23 protein-coding genes are annotated in these 20043 nt (G+C 49.4%); 10 read left to right on the top strand and 13 right to left on the bottom strand.

Annotated elements, in window-relative coordinates; all coding sequences use genetic code 11:
* The first annotated feature begins 5 nt into the window (after nt 1–5).
* The 3 genes from DT73_RS08070 (at nt 6) to DT73_RS08080 (ending at nt 2031) form a co-directional block, all read left to right on the top strand.
* A complete protein-coding gene (locus DT73_RS08070) occupies nt 6–809 on the top strand; it encodes a winged helix-turn-helix domain-containing protein (RefSeq protein WP_036106703.1) in 804 nt (267 codons plus the stop codon).
* Nucleotides 806–1285, top strand: a complete 480-nt coding sequence (locus DT73_RS08075; protein WP_036106705.1) for a hypothetical protein — start codon at nt 806–808, stop codon at nt 1283–1285. Before DT73_RS08070 ends, DT73_RS08075 begins: the two co-directional genes overlap by 4 nt.
* Before the next feature lie 74 nt (nt 1286–1359).
* Nucleotides 1360–2031 (top strand): Crp/Fnr family transcriptional regulator, encoded by a 672-nt coding sequence (locus DT73_RS08080; RefSeq protein ID WP_036106707.1) that lies wholly within the window; start codon nt 1360–1362, stop codon nt 2029–2031.
* 97 nt (nt 2032–2128) lie between these two features.
* Here DT73_RS08080 and DT73_RS08085 read toward each other — a convergent pair whose 3' ends face one another.
* The 9 genes from DT73_RS08085 to DT73_RS08125 form a co-directional block, all read right to left on the bottom strand.
* Entirely contained in the window at nt 2129–2608 is a 480-nt protein-coding gene (locus tag DT73_RS08085) for a discoidin domain-containing protein (protein WP_036106709.1), read from the bottom strand.
* Between the two features lie 375 nt (nt 2609–2983).
* Complete coding sequence (locus DT73_RS08090) at nt 2984–3559, bottom strand: AAA family ATPase (RefSeq protein WP_036106711.1); 576 nt, start codon at nt 3557–3559, stop codon at nt 2984–2986.
* Nucleotides 3556–3993, bottom strand: a complete 438-nt coding sequence (locus DT73_RS08095; RefSeq protein ID WP_036106713.1) for a PTS sugar transporter subunit IIA — start codon at nt 3991–3993, stop codon at nt 3556–3558. Before DT73_RS08095 ends, DT73_RS08090 begins: the two co-directional genes overlap by 4 nt.
* A gap of 9 nt (nt 3994–4002) precedes the next feature.
* Nucleotides 4003–4272, bottom strand: a complete 270-nt coding sequence (locus DT73_RS08100) for a hypothetical protein (RefSeq protein WP_036106715.1) — start codon at nt 4270–4272, stop codon at nt 4003–4005.
* A gap of 69 nt (nt 4273–4341) precedes the next feature.
* The gene (locus DT73_RS08105; protein WP_036106717.1) at nt 4342–5184 is read right to left on the bottom strand and encodes a class II fructose-bisphosphate aldolase; all 843 of its coding nucleotides are present in this window, start codon (nt 5182–5184) and stop codon (nt 4342–4344) included.
* Complete coding sequence (locus tag DT73_RS08110; RefSeq protein ID WP_036106719.1) at nt 5171–6538, bottom strand: PTS sugar transporter subunit IIC; 1368 nt, start codon at nt 6536–6538, stop codon at nt 5171–5173. Before DT73_RS08110 ends, DT73_RS08105 begins: the two co-directional genes overlap by 14 nt.
* Nucleotides 6531–6845, bottom strand: coding sequence for a PTS sugar transporter subunit IIB (locus DT73_RS08115; protein WP_036106721.1), 315 nt, complete (start codon nt 6843–6845; stop codon nt 6531–6533). Before DT73_RS08115 ends, DT73_RS08110 begins: the two co-directional genes overlap by 8 nt.
* Before the next feature lie 11 nt (nt 6846–6856).
* The gene (locus tag DT73_RS08120) at nt 6857–7837 is read right to left on the bottom strand and encodes a 6-phosphofructokinase (protein WP_036106934.1); all 981 of its coding nucleotides are present in this window, start codon (nt 7835–7837) and stop codon (nt 6857–6859) included.
* Nucleotides 7838–8434: 597 nt separating this feature from the next.
* Entirely contained in the window at nt 8435–9376 is a 942-nt protein-coding gene (locus DT73_RS08125; RefSeq protein WP_036106722.1) for a sugar-binding transcriptional regulator, read from the bottom strand.
* Nucleotides 9377–9595: 219 nt separating this feature from the next.
* Here DT73_RS08125 and dalD point away from each other — a divergent pair, with 219 nt between their 5' ends.
* The 4 genes from dalD to DT73_RS08145 all read left to right on the top strand — a co-directional run bounded on the left by dalD (nt 9596) and on the right by DT73_RS08145 (nt 14488).
* Nucleotides 9596–10963, top strand: a complete 1368-nt coding sequence (gene dalD / locus DT73_RS08130) for a D-arabinitol 4-dehydrogenase (protein WP_036106725.1) — start codon at nt 9596–9598, stop codon at nt 10961–10963.
* 9 nt (nt 10964–10972) lie between these two features.
* Complete coding sequence (gene xylB / locus DT73_RS08135; protein WP_036106728.1) at nt 10973–12436, top strand: xylulokinase; 1464 nt, start codon at nt 10973–10975, stop codon at nt 12434–12436.
* 66 nt (nt 12437–12502) lie between these two features.
* On the top strand, nt 12503–13780 hold the full coding sequence (locus tag DT73_RS08140; protein WP_036106731.1) for an RbtT/DalT/CsbX family MFS transporter: 1278 nt from the start codon (nt 12503–12505) through the stop codon (nt 13778–13780).
* A 45-nt stretch (nt 13781–13825) separates the two neighbouring features.
* A complete protein-coding gene (locus DT73_RS08145) occupies nt 13826–14488 on the top strand; it encodes an HAD family phosphatase (RefSeq protein WP_036106733.1) in 663 nt (220 codons plus the stop codon).
* A 90-nt stretch (nt 14489–14578) separates the two neighbouring features.
* Here the strand turns inward: DT73_RS08145 and DT73_RS08150 are convergent, their stop codons facing one another.
* The 3 genes from DT73_RS08150 to DT73_RS08160 all read right to left on the bottom strand — a co-directional run bounded on the left by DT73_RS08150 (nt 14579) and on the right by DT73_RS08160 (nt 16592).
* Nucleotides 14579–15721 (bottom strand): HlyD family secretion protein, encoded by a 1143-nt coding sequence (locus DT73_RS08150; protein ID WP_036106735.1) that lies wholly within the window; start codon nt 15719–15721, stop codon nt 14579–14581.
* Nucleotides 15721–16122 carry a DUF3302 domain-containing protein gene (locus DT73_RS08155; protein ID WP_036106738.1) on the bottom strand — a complete coding sequence of 134 codons (402 nt, stop codon included), beginning with the start codon at nt 16120–16122 and terminating at the stop codon, nt 15721–15723. The genes DT73_RS08150 and DT73_RS08155 overlap by 1 nt, the downstream gene beginning before the upstream one ends.
* A gap of 266 nt (nt 16123–16388) precedes the next feature.
* Nucleotides 16389–16592: a hypothetical protein gene (locus DT73_RS08160; RefSeq protein ID WP_036106740.1), complete on the bottom strand. Its 204-nt coding sequence runs from the start codon at nt 16590–16592 to the stop codon at nt 16389–16391.
* Between the two features lie 309 nt (nt 16593–16901).
* On the opposite strand from DT73_RS08160, the gene DT73_RS08165 reads away from it, so the two are divergent.
* From DT73_RS08165 to DT73_RS08175, 3 genes are all read left to right on the top strand, one after another.
* Nucleotides 16902–17315, top strand: a complete 414-nt coding sequence (locus tag DT73_RS08165; protein WP_036106744.1) for a hypothetical protein — start codon at nt 16902–16904, stop codon at nt 17313–17315.
* Between the two features lie 289 nt (nt 17316–17604).
* The gene (locus tag DT73_RS08170) at nt 17605–17862 is read left to right on the top strand and encodes a YjhX family toxin (RefSeq protein ID WP_036106746.1); all 258 of its coding nucleotides are present in this window, start codon (nt 17605–17607) and stop codon (nt 17860–17862) included.
* 10 nt (nt 17863–17872) lie between these two features.
* Nucleotides 17873–18619, top strand: coding sequence for a cyclopropane-fatty-acyl-phospholipid synthase family protein (locus tag DT73_RS08175; protein ID WP_036106749.1), 747 nt, complete (start codon nt 17873–17875; stop codon nt 18617–18619).
* A 139-nt stretch (nt 18620–18758) separates the two neighbouring features.
* Here the strand turns inward: DT73_RS08175 and DT73_RS08180 are convergent, their stop codons facing one another.
* Entirely contained in the window at nt 18759–19820 is a 1062-nt protein-coding gene (locus DT73_RS08180; protein ID WP_036106752.1) for a DUF1176 domain-containing protein, read from the bottom strand.
* Nucleotides 19821–20043 lie beyond the last annotated feature (223 nt).

The following is a 20043-nucleotide window of genomic DNA, read 5'->3' on the forward strand; positions in this document are numbered from 1 at the left end:
CGCTCATGAAATATGTCATCGCTGGCAGTATTATTTATGATACAGAAAGTGGCACGCTGGCCGTAAAAGAAACGGGCTCACTTGCAGGATCGCCTGTACTGGAAGAGAAAAAACTTACCCATACTGCCAACCGGATTTTATCATTATTAATTGCGTCCCCAGGCCAGGTGCTGGAGCGGAGCTATTTATTGGAAACGGTATGGGAATCAGCCGGGCATGTGAGCTCCAGTTCGTCATTAAATCAATATGTGAGTATTCTGCGTAAGATCCTCACCTCACTGACAGATATTGAAGAAACGATTATTGCGGTGCCCCGGGTTGGATTTTATTTTTCTGCTGATATCGAGATTCTGCCCTGGCATGACATCTCACAGCCGGATACACAACAACCCGTTGAAGTTCAGCGCAATGCTGCAGCAAAACTCAAACTACCCTGGCGGATTGTAATACCTGCCGCCCTGATAACGCTTCTGGTGCTGGCAAATATTGCTATACGCCTGGATGACGATACAGGTGCGCGTTTCACACGGCTTTATAATGCAGGAACAATCGGTAAATGCCAGTTGCAAACTTTTGAACAATTGCCAGGTAGTTTGCAACAGAAACTACTTAATATGATGAGCCACTTTCAACCAGATATGGCAGCACGCTGTGAAAAGCAGCCTTTTGCTGTCACTGTTCAGGTACAACGTAGTGTGTTTTACGGCGGCCGCGGGCGGGTGTTTTATTCGCTATGTCCGTTAGATGACGCAAGCGAGAAAGTTATTTACTGTGAAAATCACTACACCTTCGATGGGGAATGGAAATGAAACTGACAGGGCTGTTTGTCACCCTCATTGTGCTGCTGGCAGGGCTGTTTGCCTGGGGTGCAAACAGCCACCCCAAAGAGTATTTTAGTGATCGCTGCTTCGCTAACCTGACTTATGACAGCTCAACAAAAGAAGAAGACTTTACATTTAATGGCAATATCGCTTTTGAGTTTCGTACCGATAAAACCGGGCAATTTAATCTCTCCGGTTTTATGAAGTCCGACGGGAAAATCTGGACCTTTTCACGCTATATCACCTTTAACTACCGTAATATTTCTGCCAATAAATACCACATTACAATAACTGGTCAGGCCCCGATGGTGCACGATAACGCCCCCGACAACGTTTCAGCACTGGCGGTAAAAATGCTGGGTCTTGGCGGGCAATACGCCGTCTACCTGCAAAGAACAGATGACAATTATTTCACTATCGGTATTCCCCTGTCGCCAATCATGAATTGTGTTATCCAGTCATGACCCTGACCATAGCCCCCATTGCCACAACTGGCATTGCAGTAGAGTAACCTGCCCATAAAAAAGAAGAAGTTGAAATGAAAAAAAACTGTGTCACCTGTGCAAAATGTGGCTTTGCCAGTGCCTGTAAAGCATACCTGTTTGATTACCAGGAGCGGTTGTTTGTTGACAGTCTTTCCACACGTAAAGCATTTGCGAAAGGTGATTTTATCTACCGCTGTGGTAACAAAGTGGATGCACTGTATGCCCTGCGTTCTGGTTTTGCGAAAGTTTATGACGCAGAGGATAAGCTCCAGGGGCTGATACTCCCAGGCCAGGTATTTGGCGCGGAAGAGCTATATTCCGAGTATTACCAGCACCATGTTCAGGCGGCCAGCCCGGTTGAAGTATGCCAACTCAAAAATTCCCGTTTCTATGAAATCAGCCAAATTACTACGGGTTTTACCAATTTTATTATTAAAATCATTGCCCGCTCAGCACTGGAAAAACAGAAATTCATCGCCGTACTGAATCAACGAGACAACGCCGGAAAGGTGTTGGGTTTTTTACGTTATTTATCAGATATTAATAAAGAATATGGCCTTGACCAGTGCGAGATACAGCTCCCGCTGAACCAGGAGGAAATTGCCCATATGCTGGGGATATCCAAATCTACTTTCCTGCGTGCTATGGATATGCTGGTAGACCAGGAACTGGTGGATATTAAAAATAAAACTATGATGCTGTTGGCTTCTGATTCCAGTCGGTAACTGTGAGTCCACAAGCTAAATTGTAATAGCCAGGCGGAGAACCACCTGGCTACGCTTGCTCTTGTACATCTCAAGCGAGCCTGTTTGAGCCCGCAGCTTAATTCAGCGCGGTTTCTGGCAACGCTTCATCGCTGTTCACCGCCACCTGGTGTAACGAACTCCATGAATTGATATCTGTGCCATGAACCTGCAGTTTTACCCAACGAGCTTTAACCGGCTCCACCACGAACTTTTCGCCCTTGAGAGACGCCGTGGATGTCTGTACCCCTTGTGCCAGTGTTACCCAGGTTTGGTTGTCCTGCGAAACCAGCAAATCAAACTTAAGCCGCCGCTCTGCCGGTTTAAAAGTATGCAGAACAATATTATGAATCTCCGTTTCATCGGCTAACTGGAACACGGCCCAGTTCCCTTTACCACTTACGGCCCACCGGGTTTTAGCGTTACCATCCAGCATAAATTCAGGCTTGTGGCCGTTCTTTTCATCAAAACCAGAAGCCGTAACGCCACTGATTTGGGTGGCGAATGCCGTTGCAGAACATGCCAGTAAGAGTGCTGCGCTAACCAGTCCTTTAAACATAGAGCTGTCCTTAATAAGTCAATATGCGGGTATGTTGTGTGAGGTGCTAATTCGTGCATAGTATCGGTTGATACGTAATGCTACGCAGCGTAATAAACCGGAATGCCGGGGTGAAAACAACAGAACAAACAGGCAGGGAGAAATAAAATTACAAATTGTGGTGGGTTTCCTGTTTTTTTATAACCGGAATGTACTTCCGGGCAGCAAGGTTAATGACAATTACACTCGTTATTTAATGCTTGTATTAACTGAATGTACGATTAAATAAACACGCAAGGCCATTCACATAACGTAATTAATTTATTCCTGGTAAACAGCAGCATGAACAAGCCAGGCGCTATGGCAAAACCCGCCTGACTATGCCTGCCAGTACACTCACCCAACCAATGCTTCACTGGCTATATGGTGTGTAACCCAGTTAAAAAGTGCCCCTGAATCACCACCGTCTTCACCCTGCTCAAAGGTGTACACCGGGCCGATGCTCATTGGGCGGGCAGATTGCGCTAACACTGCCAGCTCTGGTAAATACTCTTCCCCCGGGTGGCCCGGTTTACGTTGCTCAAGCCGCCGGGCATAGCGTGATACAGCCAGTTCCGGTGAAACCTGATTCCAGACTTCCAGCACCTCACGTACCCGAGCCTGTTGCAAAAAGACCTGAAGTTGCTCACGGGGCTGGAACCCAAACCAGGCATCAACCAGCCAGATACAGTTTGCTGGAGCCGCAGCAATAACCGACCAGATAGCCGCATAAGCCGCGCACCCAAGCTGGCGGTTAAGCTGGCGATCTATAGCCGGGAACTGCGCCATAAAAGGCTCTTTGATACCATCCAGCGTCAGTGAGGGCAGGCCGAATTGCTGTGAAAGCGCCTGGGTGACGGTACTTTTCCCTGATGCCGGAATTCCATTAACCAGAATGACGGTTTTATGTTCAGCACTAAGTAACTGTTTCATAGCAATGCTGCCACCTCCTCTTTGCTGCGCGCTGCCCGCAGGCTGGACAACCGGACATCGTTATCCAGTAAATCGACAATTGCGCGAATCCCCTCTTCAATATGCTTATTGCTATCCTGTGCACCAAATAAAATAACAATATCTGCCGCACCACTTCCGGCAAAACTGACCGGTTTTTTAAGTAACACCAGACTAAAACAGGTGCGGGATACACCGTTTTCCGGGCGGGCATGGGGTATGGCAATCCCCTCATCAAAAACATAATACGCTCCGTGTTCAAGCGTGTTTTTGATTACGGCTTCCCCATAATTTTGTGAAATAAAACCTTTATTCACTAAAGGGTTGGCAGCCTGGCGAATCACATCCTGCCAGTTATCAATATCTACACCGACCTGGATAGCATCTGCTTCCAGCAACAAATCTTTAATGGACATGCGCACTCCCTAAATATTACGGCGAATAATATTTCGCAGTTCATCAATTCGAGTAAACAACGTCTCCACCTGTGGCCGATAAACAGGGCTTGCGGCATAAGCACGTAGTGCACGGTTGTACTCAAGCATTAATGCTTTTTGTGTTTCAGCATTATCTGGCTGTTGGGCCAGAGATTGCTCCAGCAGAGCTATTTGTTCAGACAACAGTTGTGCCTGCTGATTATTGTCTTCCTGGTTCACTGGCGCTTTTTGCCATAATACTTTTAGCGAATTAAACATAGCTGACTCCAGCCCCGACGGGTGCCGGGGCACCAGGGTGAGTGATAAAAATAAAAGAAGAACGGGTATTTATTTAAACAGTGCGATCTTTTCCATTAATACCTGCGTAACGGCTTCGTTTGCCGGAATTAAAAATTTCCGCACACTGTCATTCACTTTTCCTTTTTCAAATGTGGTTTTACATTGCCCTACCCACTGGACATTCATTTCTGTACCCACATTCACTTTATTAATCCCTTCGGTCACCGCCAGGCGCATATCTTCATCGCTAACGCCCGTCCCGCCATGTAATACCAGCGGCGTGCCAGTTGCTTTACTGATTGCGGTTAACCGTTCATGGCGAATTTGCGCTTTACCCGTATACAGGCCATGTACTGTGCCAACAGAGACTGCCAGCATATCAACCTGCGTTTCATGCACAAAGCGCACAGCATCTTCCACGGTAGTAATGGTGATGTCTTCATCTGCCACGGCTTTGCCATCTTCTGAGCCACCAATCGCCCCCAATTCACCTTCTACAGTGATATTTTTCGGGCGAGCCATTTCCACCACAATACGCGTATTCGCAATGTTGTCGTCAATACTAAGGTGAGAACCGTCATACATCACAGATGTAAAACCCGCATTCATCGCTGTTTCAATCGCGTTAATATCCGAGCAATGGTCCAGGTGCAGGCAGGTTGGCACATTTTCACTTTCCGCCAGGGAGCACACAGAATCCACCAGCAATTTATAACCCAAATATTGTGCTGTTCCGGTAGATATCTGAATCATTAACGGACTGTTCGTTTTTCTTGCAGCCCGGAAATAGGCAGGCAGCATTTCAATACAATGTAAGTTAAATGAACCAATTGCCTTAAATTGTCGTTCCTGAGCAATACGTAAAATATCGTTGAAATTAAGCAGGCTCATGACCTTTCTCCCCTTTAGGATTAACAGACTTACCATTTACAAACCAGGCAAGGGCGGCAACAAACACAATAAACAAGGCAACAAATAACCAGTTATTTTGGAATGCATGCCCCAGCACCAGGCCAGAACTGATCACATCTGAGTCACTGAACGTGACGCCATTAAAACCGTAACTTTCCAGCATCGGCACCAAAACTGACGGCAGGAAAGTAATAAACAGGCCATGGACAACACCACCAATCATTGCTCCACGTCGCCCTCCCAGCGCATTGCCAAAAACGCCAGCGGTGCCACCTGCAAAAAAGTTCGTTAATAACCCGGGTAGAATCATTGCCATCCCGAACATCGGGAAGACCAGCATGCCGATAATAGAACCCACTGTTGTTGCCAGAAAGCCGACTATCACTGCATTGGGGGCATAGGGAAAGAGAACCGGGCAATCCAGAGCGGGTTTGGCGTCTGGCACAATACGCATGGCAATTCCACGGAATGCAGGCACCAGTTCATTAAGCAGTAAACGCACACCGCTATAGAGAACAAAAACACCGGCAACAAACTGGATAGATTGCATAAACGCGTACATCAGGTAGTTCATACCGCCAGAAAACTGGGCAATATAAGCAGGCCCAGCCGCCAGCGCCGGGATCAGGTACATGGGCACCATCACCACCGCCATAGACAAATAGGTATCTTGCAGGAACTTGAAATTATCCGGCAGCACCAGGTCTTCAGTTGAGCGGGAGCCTTTGCCGACAACTTTTGCCACCGCAGCCTGAACCAGGTAGCCAATGGTACAAAAATGCCCCAGCGCGACGTCATCTGAACCGGTAATTCGCCGTACCACAGGTTGTGCCAGCGCTGGCATCAACACCGCCATAACCCCACCAAAAACACCACCAGTAAGGATAAGGGGTAAACCTGTCAGGCCAGCTTTATAGCCAATAACAGTGCCGATAGTTGCCATCCAGAGCAGTGCCTGCCCGGTCAGGAAGATGTATTTAAAGGGTGAAAGGCGCGCCACCAGGATATTGACGGCAAAGATCACCATCAGCGTTAACGCCACTTCGGAGCCCAGCTCACGGTTTGCCAGCCCGGCTATCGCTGCCACGTCGGTGATATACCCTTTCATGCCGAAGCCATGGGTAAAAATATCGTTAAGGAAAGTCAAAGTGGCGACAATAATGTTAATGCCTGCCATCATTATCAGAAAGCCCAGCAGCGTTTTAAATGTGCCTTCTGCTATTTTCCCTGGCGATTTTTTTTGCAGAATCAACCCGAGCATGGCAATAAATGCCACCAGGATAGATGCCTGGCCGAGTAAATCTTTTACAATAAATGAAATAATACTATTCATGATCAACCACCATTAAATTTTGCGCTTTCATAAAGGCAACTATTTTTGTTTCTATCTCCTCTTTATCAGTTAATTTATTCAGAATGATAACGCGCCTTGCCTCTTCTTCACTGGCATCGGCTGTTAAAATATCTGCAAATGTTTTGGAGGTTAAAATAATATCGGATTTAAATGCCCCCGCTTCAGAAACAGTGGTGTGTTCAATTTGTGCAGGAATCTCCAGTTTTTTAAGAACAGCTTTCGCGGTCATTTCAATGGCAAAGCTTGAGCCGAGGCCGCAGCCACATACGCAAAGTACTTTTAACATGTAGGGTCTCCTCAAAGGATATTGAGCTGCCTTGCAAGTTTATAATGATGCCCTTCAGTATCGACCAGGCGTTTTTGCATACTAATTAAATCAATGGGAATAGGTTTATTACTCGAATTAATAACAATGGCTTTATTACGCATTCCAGACTGAATGCAACGAACAATCTCACTGGCCATAATCGTTCCCTGATAAATTTCCTCGCAACTTGGGTCGCCACTGCGTAAGCCAAAACCCAAAATGGTCTTACGGATACGCACACCTATTTGTGGCTCCAGTTGTTTTATCATGGTGTCTATCGCCCCCTGAAACCCTGGCGAGTACTCTTTCGTGTAGCCTTCTGAGCAAAGGATTACGACGCTGTTTTGTTCCGCAAGCTTGTGCTGAATTTTTGATACCAGCTCAGCCACTGGCAACTGCCTTTCAGGGATTAACGCAATATCGGCATTACTCTTGATAGCCGCCTGCAAAGTCAGCTCGCCACAGTACCCACCAAGAACTTCAATCATAAATACTCGCCCGGGCAATGCCCTGCCGGTATTACGTAATTTGGATACTTCCTGGCGAATTTGTTCACAGGCCGTTGAGAAACCGATAGTGTAATCACTGCCGAATACATCATTATCAATCGTCATACCCACACCAAAACAATTAACACCAAATTCGCTGAGGGTATTCAGAAATTGTAAAGAACCATCGCCACCTGCCATGATTAATATATCAATATGGAGTGATTTAAGTTTTTTACTGATTTCGCTGTACTCTGAACGCATTAATTTTTTCGACGTCCTCCCGGATGTGATTACCGGCATTGCAGAGATAGAGAAGTCCACCAATTCACGCCATGCAATCTCATGGTGTTTTTTCTCCAGTAAGCCAGGGATCCCGCCATTAAATAGCGTAATATCAGCCTGCGCCAGCCTGGCTATCTGGAAAATAAAATTATTTATCCCTGAAACATCTCCGCCACTTACGACAATACCGATTTTCATCATTTGCCCTTATTGCTTGCGACACCCACATTTTTCCCTGGCTGCAAGCCCTGTATTTGCAACGAAGATCTCAAAAACTGGATAAATGAATCCATACAGAACATTGACACCCCTGTTTGTTAATAGTTTTTTGTGAATTGAATCACATTTAAAATTTAACAAATAGCGGGAATCAAATGTTTTTATTTTTTAAATACAGTGAGTTATTAAATAAATAGAAAAACTGAATTGAACAATGAGGGCTGTGAGTAATAGCCAGAAGATGCGATGGCAATTTTGTGAACACTACCTCATTTTTTGCGCTCAGGAGGTGCCAATAAGGCACCTGAGTCTGATGACAAACCTCATGTCCGTACAGAAAGAAAGGATGTCACCTAATAAAAAACCAGGAAAATCAATTCATTGATTTTCGGCTGCTAACTAAAAAGAAGGGATAACCACGCTTTTCCCTTCTTTTTCATCAATCTAAGGTGCCAATAAGGCACCTGTTTATTTTTACCGGGATAACCACGCACGGAAATTGCCAGATGTAATAGCGAAAACAGGCACCATAAACACCAACCAGGCCACACCAAAAAGGTGATGCAAGCAATGCGCTCAGCGCGTTAATAACCAGCGAGCTGTATGCTCATCGGTAACCAGGCCGTTAACCCAGCCCCCTTTCAGCGCGGCTAAAATCGCCGGGCGTTTGTAATCGCCACAGGCCACACCAATACGTGGGCAGGGATTGTTGCGAATATCATAACTGGTTATCAGCTGGTTGATTTCACTGTTAACAACATTGCCATCAGCATCAATAAACCGCCCCAGGATCTCACCTACAGAGCCCAGTGTTGTTAGTTCATCCAGTTGCGCCCGGTTAATAAACCCGTCTTTATAAATTGGGCTTTGCTCACCTAAAGGCCCCACGCCAACAAAAATAACGTCCGACAGGTTGGCTAACTCGCTCACGTTATTAAACAAGCGGCTTGAGCACCACATTGCGTGTTCATCATTGGTTTGTGCATAGCGCGGTGCCGGCCACTGAGAATATTTGGCTTCCAGTTTACGCGCCAGCAGCAAGGGCACATCGTCGTAATAATTACACTGGCCGTTTTCATCCATGGCACTAATCAACGCAACACAGCGGGCGTTCTTACAATTAAAATCAATGCGCTGAATGGTTTTTTTCAGGGTAAACCCCGAGCCAATACCAATGATCTTCGGTGTATCGGCCCGCAGAAAACGGGACATCACCTGGTAACAGCCAAATGCCACGCTATCGAGAAGGCTGTCTTCGCTGTAGACCGGCACAATATTGCATTCATGCAACTGGTACTTTTCCTGCAACAACTGCGCATAATCAAGGCAGTTCGCCACCGGATGGTGCAGACCAATGGAAACAATACCCTCTTCTTTCGCCGCAGCTATCAGGCGCTGGACGACCGGCCTTGAAGTCCCTAACAGGGTAGCTATTTCACTCTGATTCTGCCCGGCAATGTAGTACATCCACGCCGCACGCACTTTTTGGTCCAGCCTGGCATCATCTTCTTTGCTCACGTTTCCCTGCCTTATTCCTGCGCCTGCGGGCATTTTACCCCCGGCAATACCCGCATTCTGGCGGGAAGATCATAGCGAGGCAAGTACTCTTGCCATAATTAGATGCACATTATTGGTCATTTGTATTTTATTTGGTCTTTTGCTCTTTTGTGATCTATAGCTCTATAATTGATCAAATGATTGAATAGAGTGTGCCCACACCTTAATGGAGAACAGAGCATGAACAATCAATTCACATGGCTTCATATCGGTTTGGGTTCTTTTCATCGTGCACATCAGGCCTGGTACCTGCACAGCCTGATTGCCGCAGGCGATAACCGCTGGCACATTGCCGCCGGGAACATCCGCCCTGATTCAGAAAACGTACTTCAGGCACTGAAAGCGCAGAATGGCCGTTATGTCCTGGAAACCGTCAGCCCGGAAGGGGAAAGAAAATACGAAGAAATCACCTCTATTCAGAAACTCATTCCCTGGCAGGAAAACCTCCAGCCACTGATTGACGAAGGGGCGAAATCCGCAACTAAAGTGATTGCATTTACTGTCACAGAGGGTGGGTATTACCTGAATACCCAGCACCAACTGGATACCAGCAACCCGGATTTAGCGGCAGACCTGCAAGGCGCCTGCAAAACGATTTACGGCACCATTACCCGCATTCTTGAAGCGCGCATGGCCGCGCAGGCAGGCCCGTTAACCCTGCTGTGCTGCGATAACGTCCGCCATAATGGCGAGCGCTTTCATGGTGGGTTAATCGAATTCTTACAACAGACAGGCAAGCAGACCGTGATTGACTGGATGACAGCCAACACCACCAGCCCGAATACCATGGTGGACCGTATCACACCACGCCCGGCACCAGACCTGCCGGCCCGTATCAAAGAAAAAACAGGTATTGATGACAAAGCCCCGGTAATGGGTGAAACCTTTATTCAGTGGGTGGTGGAAGATAACTTCCGCGATGCCCGGCCAGCGCTGGAAAACGTCGGTGTTGAACTGGTGTCTTCCGTTATTCCTTACGAAGAAGCCAAAATCCGCATTCTTAACTCATCCCACAGCTGCATTGCCTGGGCAGGTACGTTAATCGGCCAGCAATATATCCATGAAAGCACCCAGACCGATTTTATCTATGCCATAGCAAACCGTTATGTCACCGAAGATGTCATCCCTTGCCTTGGCGATAACGGTATTGACCTTGCCAGTTACCGCGATGTAGTGCTTAACCGCTTTACCAACCCGTATATTCAGGATACCAACCAGCGTGTTGCCGCAGACGGTTTCTCAAAGATCCCGGCGATGATCACGCCAACGCTGCTGGAATGCTACCAGCGTGGAGCCCCCCCGGATGCCACTGCAATGCTGCCTGCCCTGTTCTTCGTGTTTATGGAGCAGTGGCACAACGGCACGCTGCCTTATGAATACCAGGACGGCATTCTGGATGCCCCTGCCGTGCATGCCATGTTCAACGCGGCCGACCCAATTGCTGTTTATGCCAGCAACAAAGCACTGTTTGGTGAACTGGCTTCACGCGCCGACTTCGCCGCGCTGTTACGCGCAAAAATTGCCGCTGTATACACGCTGATTCAGTGAGGGATGACTATGTACTTAGGCATTGATCTTGGCACATCTGAAGTGAAAGCACTGGTCATTGACGACAACTACCATGTTGTTGCCACCCACAGTGCGCCACTGAGCATCCAGCGCCCGCACCCGCACTGGTCTGAACAAGCACCACAGGCCTGGTGGGAAGCCACAGACTATTTAATGGCAACACTGAAAGAGAAATGCGGCCAGCACTGGTCGGCCATTAAAGCGATTGGTTTATCCGGGCAAATGCATGGCGCAGTGCTGCTGGATGACCAGGGCGAAGTGATTCGGCCCGCGATTTTATGGAACGACACCCGCTGTGCACAGGAGTGCGCAGAGCTGGAAGAAATTGCGCCGGAACTCCACGCCATTGCTGGTAACCTGGCAATGCCGGGGTTTACCGCACCCAAGCTGCTTTGGGTTCGCCGCCATGAAAGCGACAACTTTAACCGCACAGCAACAGTGCTGCTGCCGAAAGATTACCTGCGCTTCAAAATGACAGGCAAGAAAGTCTCCGATATGTCTGACGCCGCAGGCACTCTGTGGCTGGATGTAGCCAAACGAGACTGGTCAGACACCCTGCTGGAGAAATGTGGGTTGTCGCGCAGCAATATGCCGGAACTGGTGGAAGGTTGCGCGGTGTCGGCAACACTGGCACCAGACATTGCACAACGCTGGGGGCTGAATGCTTCAGTAGTGGTTGCCGGTGGTGGTGGCGATAACGCGGTTAGCGCGATTGGTGTTGGCGCGGTCTCCCCGGGGGATGCGTTTATCTCCCTGGGTACTTCCGGCGTTCTGTTTGTGGTAACCGACGCCTACCGCCCCGCGCCACAATCGGCGGTACACGCTTTTTGCCATGTGCTGCCCAATTTATGGCACCAGATGAGTGTGATGCTGAGTGCCGCCAGTTGCCTGCAGTGGTTTTGCCGCCTGACAGGCACCACTGAAACGGCACTGCTGGAAGAAATAGAACAGTTAAGCGATAGCGACAAAGCCCATGCACCACTGTTCCTGCCTTACCTTTCTGGCGAGCGCACACCCCATAACGACCCGAACGCACGCGGCCTGTTCTGGGGGCTAACCCATGCCAGCCTGCGCGCGCAAATGGGCTATGCCGTTCTGGAGGGCGTGAGCTTCGGGATTGCCGACGGCCTGCGAGTGCTGCAGGAAAGCGGCACTGATATTACGCAATGCTCATTAGTTGGCGGCGGTGCCCGCAGCCCATTCTGGGCACAACTTCTGGCAGACATTCTTGCCATGCCGGTTGTCACCCACAAAGGTGGTGAAACCGGCGGGGCTCTGGGCGCTGCCCGGCTGGCCTGCCTTGCCGCAGGTAAACCTATGGCAGAGGTGTGCACCAAACCTGAAATCTACAAAACCTGGCAAGCGAACCCTGAGCGCCACCAGACACTAATGGAACGCTATAAACAATTCGCTGCTCTGTACCAAAACGACATTACTTACCGTACTCATTAATTTTAATAACAAAACCCTCCGGCCTGCGCCGGAGCGGCTCCACTGTACCCTGAATACGAGGTCATTATGTCTGTAACCAACAAGCAGTGGCTGGGATTGCCTCTGAACCTGATATGGGGTTATATCGCTATCGCCTTCTTCATGACGGGAGATGGCTTCGAACTGGCGTTTTTATCCCACTACATTAAAGAATTAGGCTTTTCACCGGCTGAAGCCTCTTTTGCTTTCACACTCTACGGCCTTGCAGCCGCGCTTGCTGCGTGGGTGTCTGGCGTGGTGGCTGAAATTATTACCCCACAAAAAACCATGCTGATTGGCTTTTTGATGTGGTGCGTATTCCATGTCCTGTTCCTGGTGTTTGGCCTGGGGCGTGCGAATTACGCCATGATCCTGCTGTTCTACGGCATTCGTGGTTTCGCTTACCCTCTGTTCCTGTATTCGTTTATTGTCGCCATTATTCATAACGTGAAGAGCGACAGCGCCAGCTCAGCGATTGGCTGGTTCTGGGCGGTGTATTCCATTGGTATTGGTGTGTTTGGTAGTTATATTCCGAGCTTCACCATCCCGCATATTGGCGAACTGGGGACATTGTGGCTGGCGCTGGCGTTTTGTGTTACTGGCGGGGTTATCGCGCAGATTTCACTGCGCCACATTGCCACACCACGCCATATGCAAAACCTCACCACGCGGCAAAAATTCAGTGAGCTCACCCGTGCCGTGACGCTGATTTACAGTAACCGCAATATTCTGCTGTCCTGCATGGTGAGGATTATCAATACCCTGTCGCTGTTTGGTTTCGCCGTCATCATGCCAATGATGTTTGTCGACCAACTCGGCTTTACCACGTCTGAATGGCTCCAGGTCTGGGCTGTCTTTTTCTTCACCACGATTTTCTCCAACGTGTTCTGGGGCGTTGTGTCTGAAAAAATGGGCTGGATAAAAGTGGTGCGCTGGTTTGGCTGCATTGGTATGGCGATCTCCAGCCTGGCGTTTTATTACATCCCCCAGCATTTTGGGCATAACTTTGCCATGGCGTTAATTCCGGCAATTGCGCTGGGCATTTTTGTGGCGGCATTTGTTCCCATGGCCGCGGTATTCCCGGCGCTGGAACCTAACCACAAAGGCGCGGCTATTTCGGTTTATAACTTATCTGCCGGGACATCCAACTTCCTGGCCCCAGCCATTGCCGTGCTGCTGCTGCCCCACTTCAGTACCATTGGTGTAGTGATTGCCTACACCGTGCTGTATATCGTCGCGTTTTTCATCTGCCCATTCATTCACGTTGAACAGCCCGGTTTTAGCACTAAACCGGAATGTGCGGCAGAAAGCGCGCAATTGTCGTAAACAACCGGGCTGGCGGGCAGCCGCCAGCCAGCAAGAGAGGTAAAAATGAAGGTGAAAGCGGTTATTTTTGATATGGATGGTGTGATTATTGATTCTGAACCGTTCTGGCAACAGGCACAAATCACGGCACTTGCGGCATACCAGGTCCAGGCCACGGTTGCGCAATGCGAAGCCCTGACAAAAGGCAAACGGCTGGATGAAATCGCCAGGGTGTGGTGCCAGTATTTCAACTTACCCACCCGGCCAGGGCAACTGGAACAGGCCATTTTGCACCATGTCACCACATTAATTGCCGCTAACGGTAAACCTTTGCCTGGCGTCGAAGCGACATTACGCGCCTTGCAGCAAAGAAACTGCCGCATCGCTTTAGCCACTTCATCTTCGCACCAGGTTATTGATGCCGTGTTCGATAAACTGCAACTGAGCCACTATTTTGAAGTGGTTTCCAGTGCCGATAACGAACCGCGCGGTAAACCAGACCCGGCAGTTTACCTCTCTACCGCACGCAAACTTTCACTGCCCGCCGCAGAGTGCCTGGTGGTGGAAGACAGCCTGAATGGCTTCCGGGCAGCACAGGCTGCCGGAATGGCAGTATGTGTAGTGACACCCGGCTGCCACCAGCCTGATTTCCAGGGTGCTGCCGGGTGTTACTCTTCACTGGCAGAGATGCTGGCAGCACTGCCAGTGCCAGCTACCCAGCCAGCATAACCTGCCGGTTTTCTGAATACGTAAGCGCAAACATTCCGGGAGATAAACGGTCTGTTCTTTCCTTGTTTGCGCTTACTTTTTTAACAGCAGTTAGTGGTCCAGAAAGACGTAGTTTTCCCAGCTTTTCATGCGAATCAGGATTTTACGCATTAAAGACAGCTCTTCAAAATGGCCGGAATAGACTGCCACTTCCACCTGGGAACCCTGGGGCAGGTCATATTGCGCCAGCCGCGGGTCTGTTGCCCTGACCGTGACCAGAACACGCCCCTGTCCTTGTAAATCTGCCGTGGTCAGCAGGCGGCCCTGCCCCTGGAACTGGCCTTCACCCATCGCGGGCAATACACCGAGCACTTCACCGTGAAACACGGTACCCGGAATTGACGGGAACAACAGCTCTGCTTCGTAACCGGGTTTGATGCGCTGAATGGAGTTCTGGCGGAACGCGGCAACATAAGTAGGTAATTCCCCCGGCTCTTTAGGCACAAATGTCATTACTGGAGCCATCCCCAGTGATGTAGACATCACACCTGGGCGCAGGCCCACCATAGTGACGTAACCATCGGAAGGCGCACGCACCACCGTACTTTCCAGGTTAAATTCGGCGTTACGCAACTGCGCCATCAGTGAAGCGACTTTCGAGTTTTCACCATCCACCACAGAATTGAGTGAGTTCTGTGCCTGCTGTACCGCAGCCTGCTCTGCTGCCACTGTTGCCTCTGCTGCTTTCCAGGTTTGCAGGCGGGTATCTACTTCCTGGTCCGAAAACGCACCTTTCTTGTGGCCCTGAGCATAACGGGCATATTCCCGTTTTGCCTGGTCGCGGTCGGCAATGGCTTTATTCAAATCCGCTTTTGCCTGGTTCAGGCCGGAATCCAGCGAAAGGGCATTCTGGCTGGCGTCTTTAATTTGCGCACGGAGATCATCCACCCGGTTCTGGAAAGGTTCCGGGTCAATACGAAACAGCACATCGCCTTTATGCAGCATAACATTCGGCGTTACCGGTACATCGGTTACCCGCCCGCGCACCTGAGAAACAATGGGAATGGTGCGGTAGGCTTCTTTGCCAATATCGCTGAAGGGGTAGTTGTAATTCATAATAAGCACAATCAGGCCAAGAAAAACGCCTCCGCCTAATACTGCCGTGGGCACAGTCCATTTATTTAACGGGATGCGAAAAATCTTGAACACCGCAACACAAAGTGCGGCATAAGAAAGCAGTAACAATGTTTCCATTATTTTTCCTCCTGCGAACTGGCCGGCACTTCTTGCACTACGGGTACCACTTCGGGTACTGGCTCAGGAGTTTTTTTTAACTGGGTAATCTCTTGCTGAAGCTGCTCTATTTGCGTGGTAAGCACGCTAAGATGGTGCTGGATATCATGCTGTTCTTGCTCAATTTTCTGAATACCCCAACCCCTGTCTTCCCGCCACAGGGTGGCCCAAATCCACAGGAATGGCCATAACACATGCAGAGTGAACAAACTAACCCACCCGGCATAATGAATAGCATCCTGATGGGGATGATTGCGTTTTTTGGCTATTTCATAAGGAATATCGTGAATGGCAATGATCCCGTAAAACAAAATCAACACCACCACTACCAGCATTACCAATGCAACATAGTCCAGCGTCATGAGTTTTGCTCCCAGCGGAAAATAACTTCTGCCTGGTCATCGCCAGAAAAAGATATTTTCAATTGTTTTCAAAATATTAGCTCAAAGCCCGGTTATATTTTCTCATTCAGGTTGTGGAATAATTCGCCAGGGGGCAACAACCTGATTAATTTGAGCTTATGCAGGGGAACGGGGTTACGCCAGTTCAAATGAGATATTTCTCAACAACAATTAAAAAATGGCAAAAAGGTGGGATTGCGCAAGAAAAAAGCGAGGAAAGAAACCGGTTACTTTGCTTCTTTTGTATTGCAGGTGGTATTGCCTTCATCTTCCTGAACAGCCTTTTCACCGGGTTGCATCTGGATAACGGGTATTTTGCGAAATGGTGCACCGCGCAATGTTTTGCGCTCTGCTTTTTTGCGATCACGCAGATACAAAAAATCACAAACCATAGAGGAGACATCAACTAACAGACTGATAATATTCCACATTCCCCGCTCTCCTTTATCCCGTACCAGCGAATTCAAACACAGCTAATAATAAATTGGCGCAGCTGCAGCATGCCCCCACTAAAAATGGTGGGGCTATAGCCAGAATCAGGGCGCAAATGGCGCGTTATGTTACCCATTGTTGGTAACCCAAAATCGTTATACTGTGTAGGGATCTCCCTAAGGGAAATGCTTTCTGAAGTGCTGTCACGATATGCGAAGTCAGCGACGAAAATACGCCGCAAACTGAACTAATCTTCCTGATGGAGGACTGCACGTTTTACATACAGCCCGGCTATAAGGAACATCATCATGGCGACACGTAATTACCGGCTTAATAATGACAAGCCCCAGGAGCAAACAAGCGCTTTGGATGGGCAGTCGCACAGGGCCGCACGGGCGCTGGATTCCTGGCGTTTAAAGTTTGACAATATTGCGTTGAGCAAATGTGGCGGAATGTCTCTGGAAAGTGCGCGCCAGCATGCTGCAGAGGTTTTCCCAATGCTGAAATTGCGCTGGCACAGCCACAATGATGACCATGTGGATTGCAACGATATTCTTTCCCAACTTCATACCCGGGCAGATATTGTGCAGTTGATTATTATGTCTATCAACGTGGCGCAACACGCCATAATGACTCACGGCTTATTTTCCACTGAAGCAGAAGCGCGCCTGTATTTAATGGGCCGGATAATGGACCACTACCGGGTGCCGCACCGTTTATAACCTGGGCAGAGGTGGCTCAGGCATTGTTGTGTGTTAAACCACCTCCACTGTATTGCTGCACCGGGATCACATTTTTCACGCCACTCTATTCCCATATAAAAAACAGGTGTTAGTATTCACCCGTTTTTTCTTACCTAATCTCACCGAGGCTTTGATGCTGGAGAATGTAATCATCAGATAATCAGCTTGCTGGCTTTACCGCCACACTGGTTATCGCTGCGCTAAAACCTTACGCAAACACCTGCGGGTGTTGGCATGTTTTTGCACATGATGATTAACAGGTTTCAGTATGAATTTATCCCGTCAGGAACAACGGACTTTACACGTGCTCGCAAAAGGCGGGCGCATTGTGCATACCCGTAATACCTCTGGCCGCGTTACCGCAGTTGAATGTTACAGCCGGGAAGGGCTGTTGCTGAGCGACTGCACACTCGCTGTTTTCAAAAAACTCAAAACCAAAAAACTTATTAAGTCCGTAAACGGGCAGCCCTATCGTATTAACACCACTGGGCTGAATAACGTTCGCGCCCAACCGGACAACCGCTGAGGAGAGCACCATGGATATCCCACGTATTTTCACGATTAGCGAAAGCGCTCACCGGATCCATAACCCCTTTACCCCGGAGAAATATGCCACTCTTGGCCAGGCGTTACGCCTGAAACCCGGCGACAAGGTACTTGACCTGGGCAGTGGCTCAGGCGAAATGCTGTGCACCTGGGCCCGGGACCACGCCATTACCGGCCTGGGTGTGGATATGAGCCAGCTATTCAGCCAGCAGGCCAGCCAGCGTGCCGAAGCACTTGGCGTCAGCCACGCGGTGCAGTTTATTCATAATGATGCCAGTGGCTTTGTGGCCAGTGAGCCGTTCGACGTGGCTGCCTGTATTGGTGCCACCTGGATTGGCGGCGGTATTTTTGGCACCCTGGCATTGCTGGAGAAAAGCCTGAAACCCGGCGGACTGCTGCTGGTTGGCGAGCCGTACTGGCGCCAGTTGCCGCCAACAGAAACCATTGCCCGCGCCTGTGGTGCCACAGCACCGGGGGATTTTCTTACACTGCCAGAACTGGTTGCCTCATTCCGTTCACCTGGTTATGACCTGGTGGAAATGGTACTGGCAGACCAGGACGGCTGGGACAGGTATGAAGCGGCAAAATGGCTGACAATGCGCCGCTGGCTTGATGAAAACCCGGGTGATGACTTCGCAGCAGAAGTACGGGCTGAACTTAACGACGCCCCACTCCGCCACGTGGCATACACACGTGAATACCTGGGCTGGGGTGTGTTCGCCTTACAGGCTCGCTGATACTCATTAGCCCGCCTGGCAAACAGCAGTAAAAACAAGGCCGGTATACGCAGCAGGGCAACCGGCCTTTTCTTATTTTGCTGGCGTTAAAGCTGAACACGCCAGGTACTCAGGGTGATTTAGCGCTATGGCAGTGGATTTACTGAGCCGGTTTTACCTGTGCCACCCAAATAGGTAAATCCCAGGTGCCGCCAAGGCGCAGGTAACGGCACGAACCAGTGCCACCTTCATGGCTTTTACGGAAAGCAGAGCCATCCCAAACCCAACTGGCACTCCACAAGCAATCGCCCATACCCCGGCCTCTCTGGCTCAATGAAATAACACCATCGCTATAATCAGTGCCGGAAGTTGTCACCAGTTGCGGTTTTTCAGCAAGCTGGCTATCCATTACCCAATAGCCATAACCTTCGTTATAAGCTGCCCGCCAACACAATGCCGATATAAGGACATGAGATTTATCTACAGGCTGGAGTGTTATTGCTTTGTCTTCAGAAGAGAGCATGTCGCCCATTTCATCAGGGTCATCAAGAAGGTCGCACTCTTCTGATTTACCCAGCGCCGCCAGTAATTTTGGCTTAAGCGTCGCCATTTCTGGCTCGGTCAAAGCTCTTTTCGGAGAAGTGGCCGTTTTCGCTTGCTGAATAACCGGCTCAGGTATTGCAGCCAGCACACTGCCCTCCGGCTTATCGCCTTTTTTCGTTAGTGCGCCAGGCGTACCAATGCGCCCTTGAACATCATCCATTTTCAACAATACGGCATAAGCGCCATCGCCAGAGAGCACGAACGGCTCCGGCCCGCCCTTAAATTCAACCTTGCCGCTACCTTTAATGGCAGCAACCAGGCGCTGGGTTTGTTGTTGTGAAAGTTGCCAGTCGTCGTTTTTGGTGGCTGTTAACGCCCCCGCGGGCTGGCCGTTGATCCACAGTGCCAGTTGGGCTACCGGCGGCGTGCTGTCCGTGTCATCCCCTTCAGCCAGCATTACTTTGCCGGTAACCGCGCTGCCCGCACCGGCTTCACGGGTTAACAGCACCGAGCCACCTTTACCTTCTTCCGGGCTGTAACCTGCCGCCCGGCAGGTGAGCGTGTTATCACACACGACTTCCCAGTTTTTGTGGCTAAACGACACCCCACTTTCCTCAGCCAGCGCTGGCACGCTGAAAAAGACCATGGCCAGTAATCCCGCCGGAACAATGCCCTTCATGCCATCTCTCCATAATGAATAAGTAAGATTAATCTCAAAAAAAACAACTCACCAAAAACAGATTGCCATACAGGTAATATTCAGGCTGAGAATACAACGCTGTTTTTTACTGAATGGTGCATTCGCACGGCACAAAGCACAGCCATCGCTGGCTGAATTGCACTGAATGCCGGAATGAAAACGATAAACAAAGTTAGTAGGTGCTTTATATATATAATTAATT

The organism is Mangrovibacter sp. MFB070 (genome assembly GCF_000705335.1).
In the GTDB taxonomy this organism is placed as follows: Bacteria; Pseudomonadota; Gammaproteobacteria; order Enterobacterales; family Enterobacteriaceae; genus Mangrovibacter; species Mangrovibacter plantisponsor.

What these genes read in the sequence shown, in the direction of transcription:
- DT73_RS08120 (WP_036106934.1), bottom strand. Translation starts at nt 7,837, where the DNA reads ATGAAAATCGGTATTGTCGTAAGTGGCGGAGATGTTTCAGGGATAAAT.
- DT73_RS08090 (WP_036106711.1), bottom strand. Translation starts at nt 3,559, where the DNA reads ATGAAACAGTTACTTAGTGCTGAACATAAAACCGTCATTCTGGTTAAT.
- DT73_RS08070 (WP_036106703.1), top strand. Translation starts at nt 6, where the DNA reads ATGAAATATGTCATCGCTGGCAGTATTATTTATGATACAGAAAGTGGC.
- DT73_RS08165 (WP_036106744.1), top strand. Translation starts at nt 16,902, where the DNA reads ATGGCGACACGTAATTACCGGCTTAATAATGACAAGCCCCAGGAGCAA.
- DT73_RS08080 (WP_036106707.1), top strand. Translation starts at nt 1,360, where the DNA reads ATGAAAAAAAACTGTGTCACCTGTGCAAAATGTGGCTTTGCCAGTGCC.
- DT73_RS08140 (WP_036106731.1), top strand. Translation starts at nt 12,503, where the DNA reads ATGTCTGTAACCAACAAGCAGTGGCTGGGATTGCCTCTGAACCTGATA.
- DT73_RS08100 (WP_036106715.1), bottom strand. Translation starts at nt 4,272, where the DNA reads ATGTTTAATTCGCTAAAAGTATTATGGCAAAAAGCGCCAGTGAACCAG.
- xylB (WP_036106728.1), top strand. Translation starts at nt 10,973, where the DNA reads ATGTACTTAGGCATTGATCTTGGCACATCTGAAGTGAAAGCACTGGTC.
- dalD (WP_036106725.1), top strand. Translation starts at nt 9,596, where the DNA reads ATGAACAATCAATTCACATGGCTTCATATCGGTTTGGGTTCTTTTCAT.
- DT73_RS08160 (WP_036106740.1), bottom strand. Translation starts at nt 16,592, where the DNA reads ATGTGGAATATTATCAGTCTGTTAGTTGATGTCTCCTCTATGGTTTGT.
- DT73_RS08155 (WP_036106738.1), bottom strand. Translation starts at nt 16,122, where the DNA reads ATGACGCTGGACTATGTTGCATTGGTAATGCTGGTAGTGGTGGTGTTG.
- DT73_RS08075 (WP_036106705.1), top strand. Translation starts at nt 806, where the DNA reads ATGAAACTGACAGGGCTGTTTGTCACCCTCATTGTGCTGCTGGCAGGG.
- DT73_RS08085 (WP_036106709.1), bottom strand. Translation starts at nt 2,608, where the DNA reads ATGTTTAAAGGACTGGTTAGCGCAGCACTCTTACTGGCATGTTCTGCA.
- DT73_RS08105 (WP_036106717.1), bottom strand. Translation starts at nt 5,184, where the DNA reads ATGAGCCTGCTTAATTTCAACGATATTTTACGTATTGCTCAGGAACGA.
- DT73_RS08145 (WP_036106733.1), top strand. Translation starts at nt 13,826, where the DNA reads ATGAAGGTGAAAGCGGTTATTTTTGATATGGATGGTGTGATTATTGAT.
- DT73_RS08095 (WP_036106713.1), bottom strand. Translation starts at nt 3,993, where the DNA reads ATGTCCATTAAAGATTTGTTGCTGGAAGCAGATGCTATCCAGGTCGGT.
- DT73_RS08170 (WP_036106746.1), top strand. Translation starts at nt 17,605, where the DNA reads ATGAATTTATCCCGTCAGGAACAACGGACTTTACACGTGCTCGCAAAA.
- DT73_RS08110 (WP_036106719.1), bottom strand. Translation starts at nt 6,538, where the DNA reads ATGAATAGTATTATTTCATTTATTGTAAAAGATTTACTCGGCCAGGCA.
- DT73_RS08180 (WP_036106752.1), bottom strand. Translation starts at nt 19,820, where the DNA reads ATGAAGGGCATTGTTCCGGCGGGATTACTGGCCATGGTCTTTTTCAGC.
- DT73_RS08150 (WP_036106735.1), bottom strand. Translation starts at nt 15,721, where the DNA reads ATGGAAACATTGTTACTGCTTTCTTATGCCGCACTTTGTGTTGCGGTG.
- DT73_RS08175 (WP_036106749.1), top strand. Translation starts at nt 17,873, where the DNA reads ATGGATATCCCACGTATTTTCACGATTAGCGAAAGCGCTCACCGGATC.
- DT73_RS08115 (WP_036106721.1), bottom strand. Translation starts at nt 6,845, where the DNA reads ATGTTAAAAGTACTTTGCGTATGTGGCTGCGGCCTCGGCTCAAGCTTT.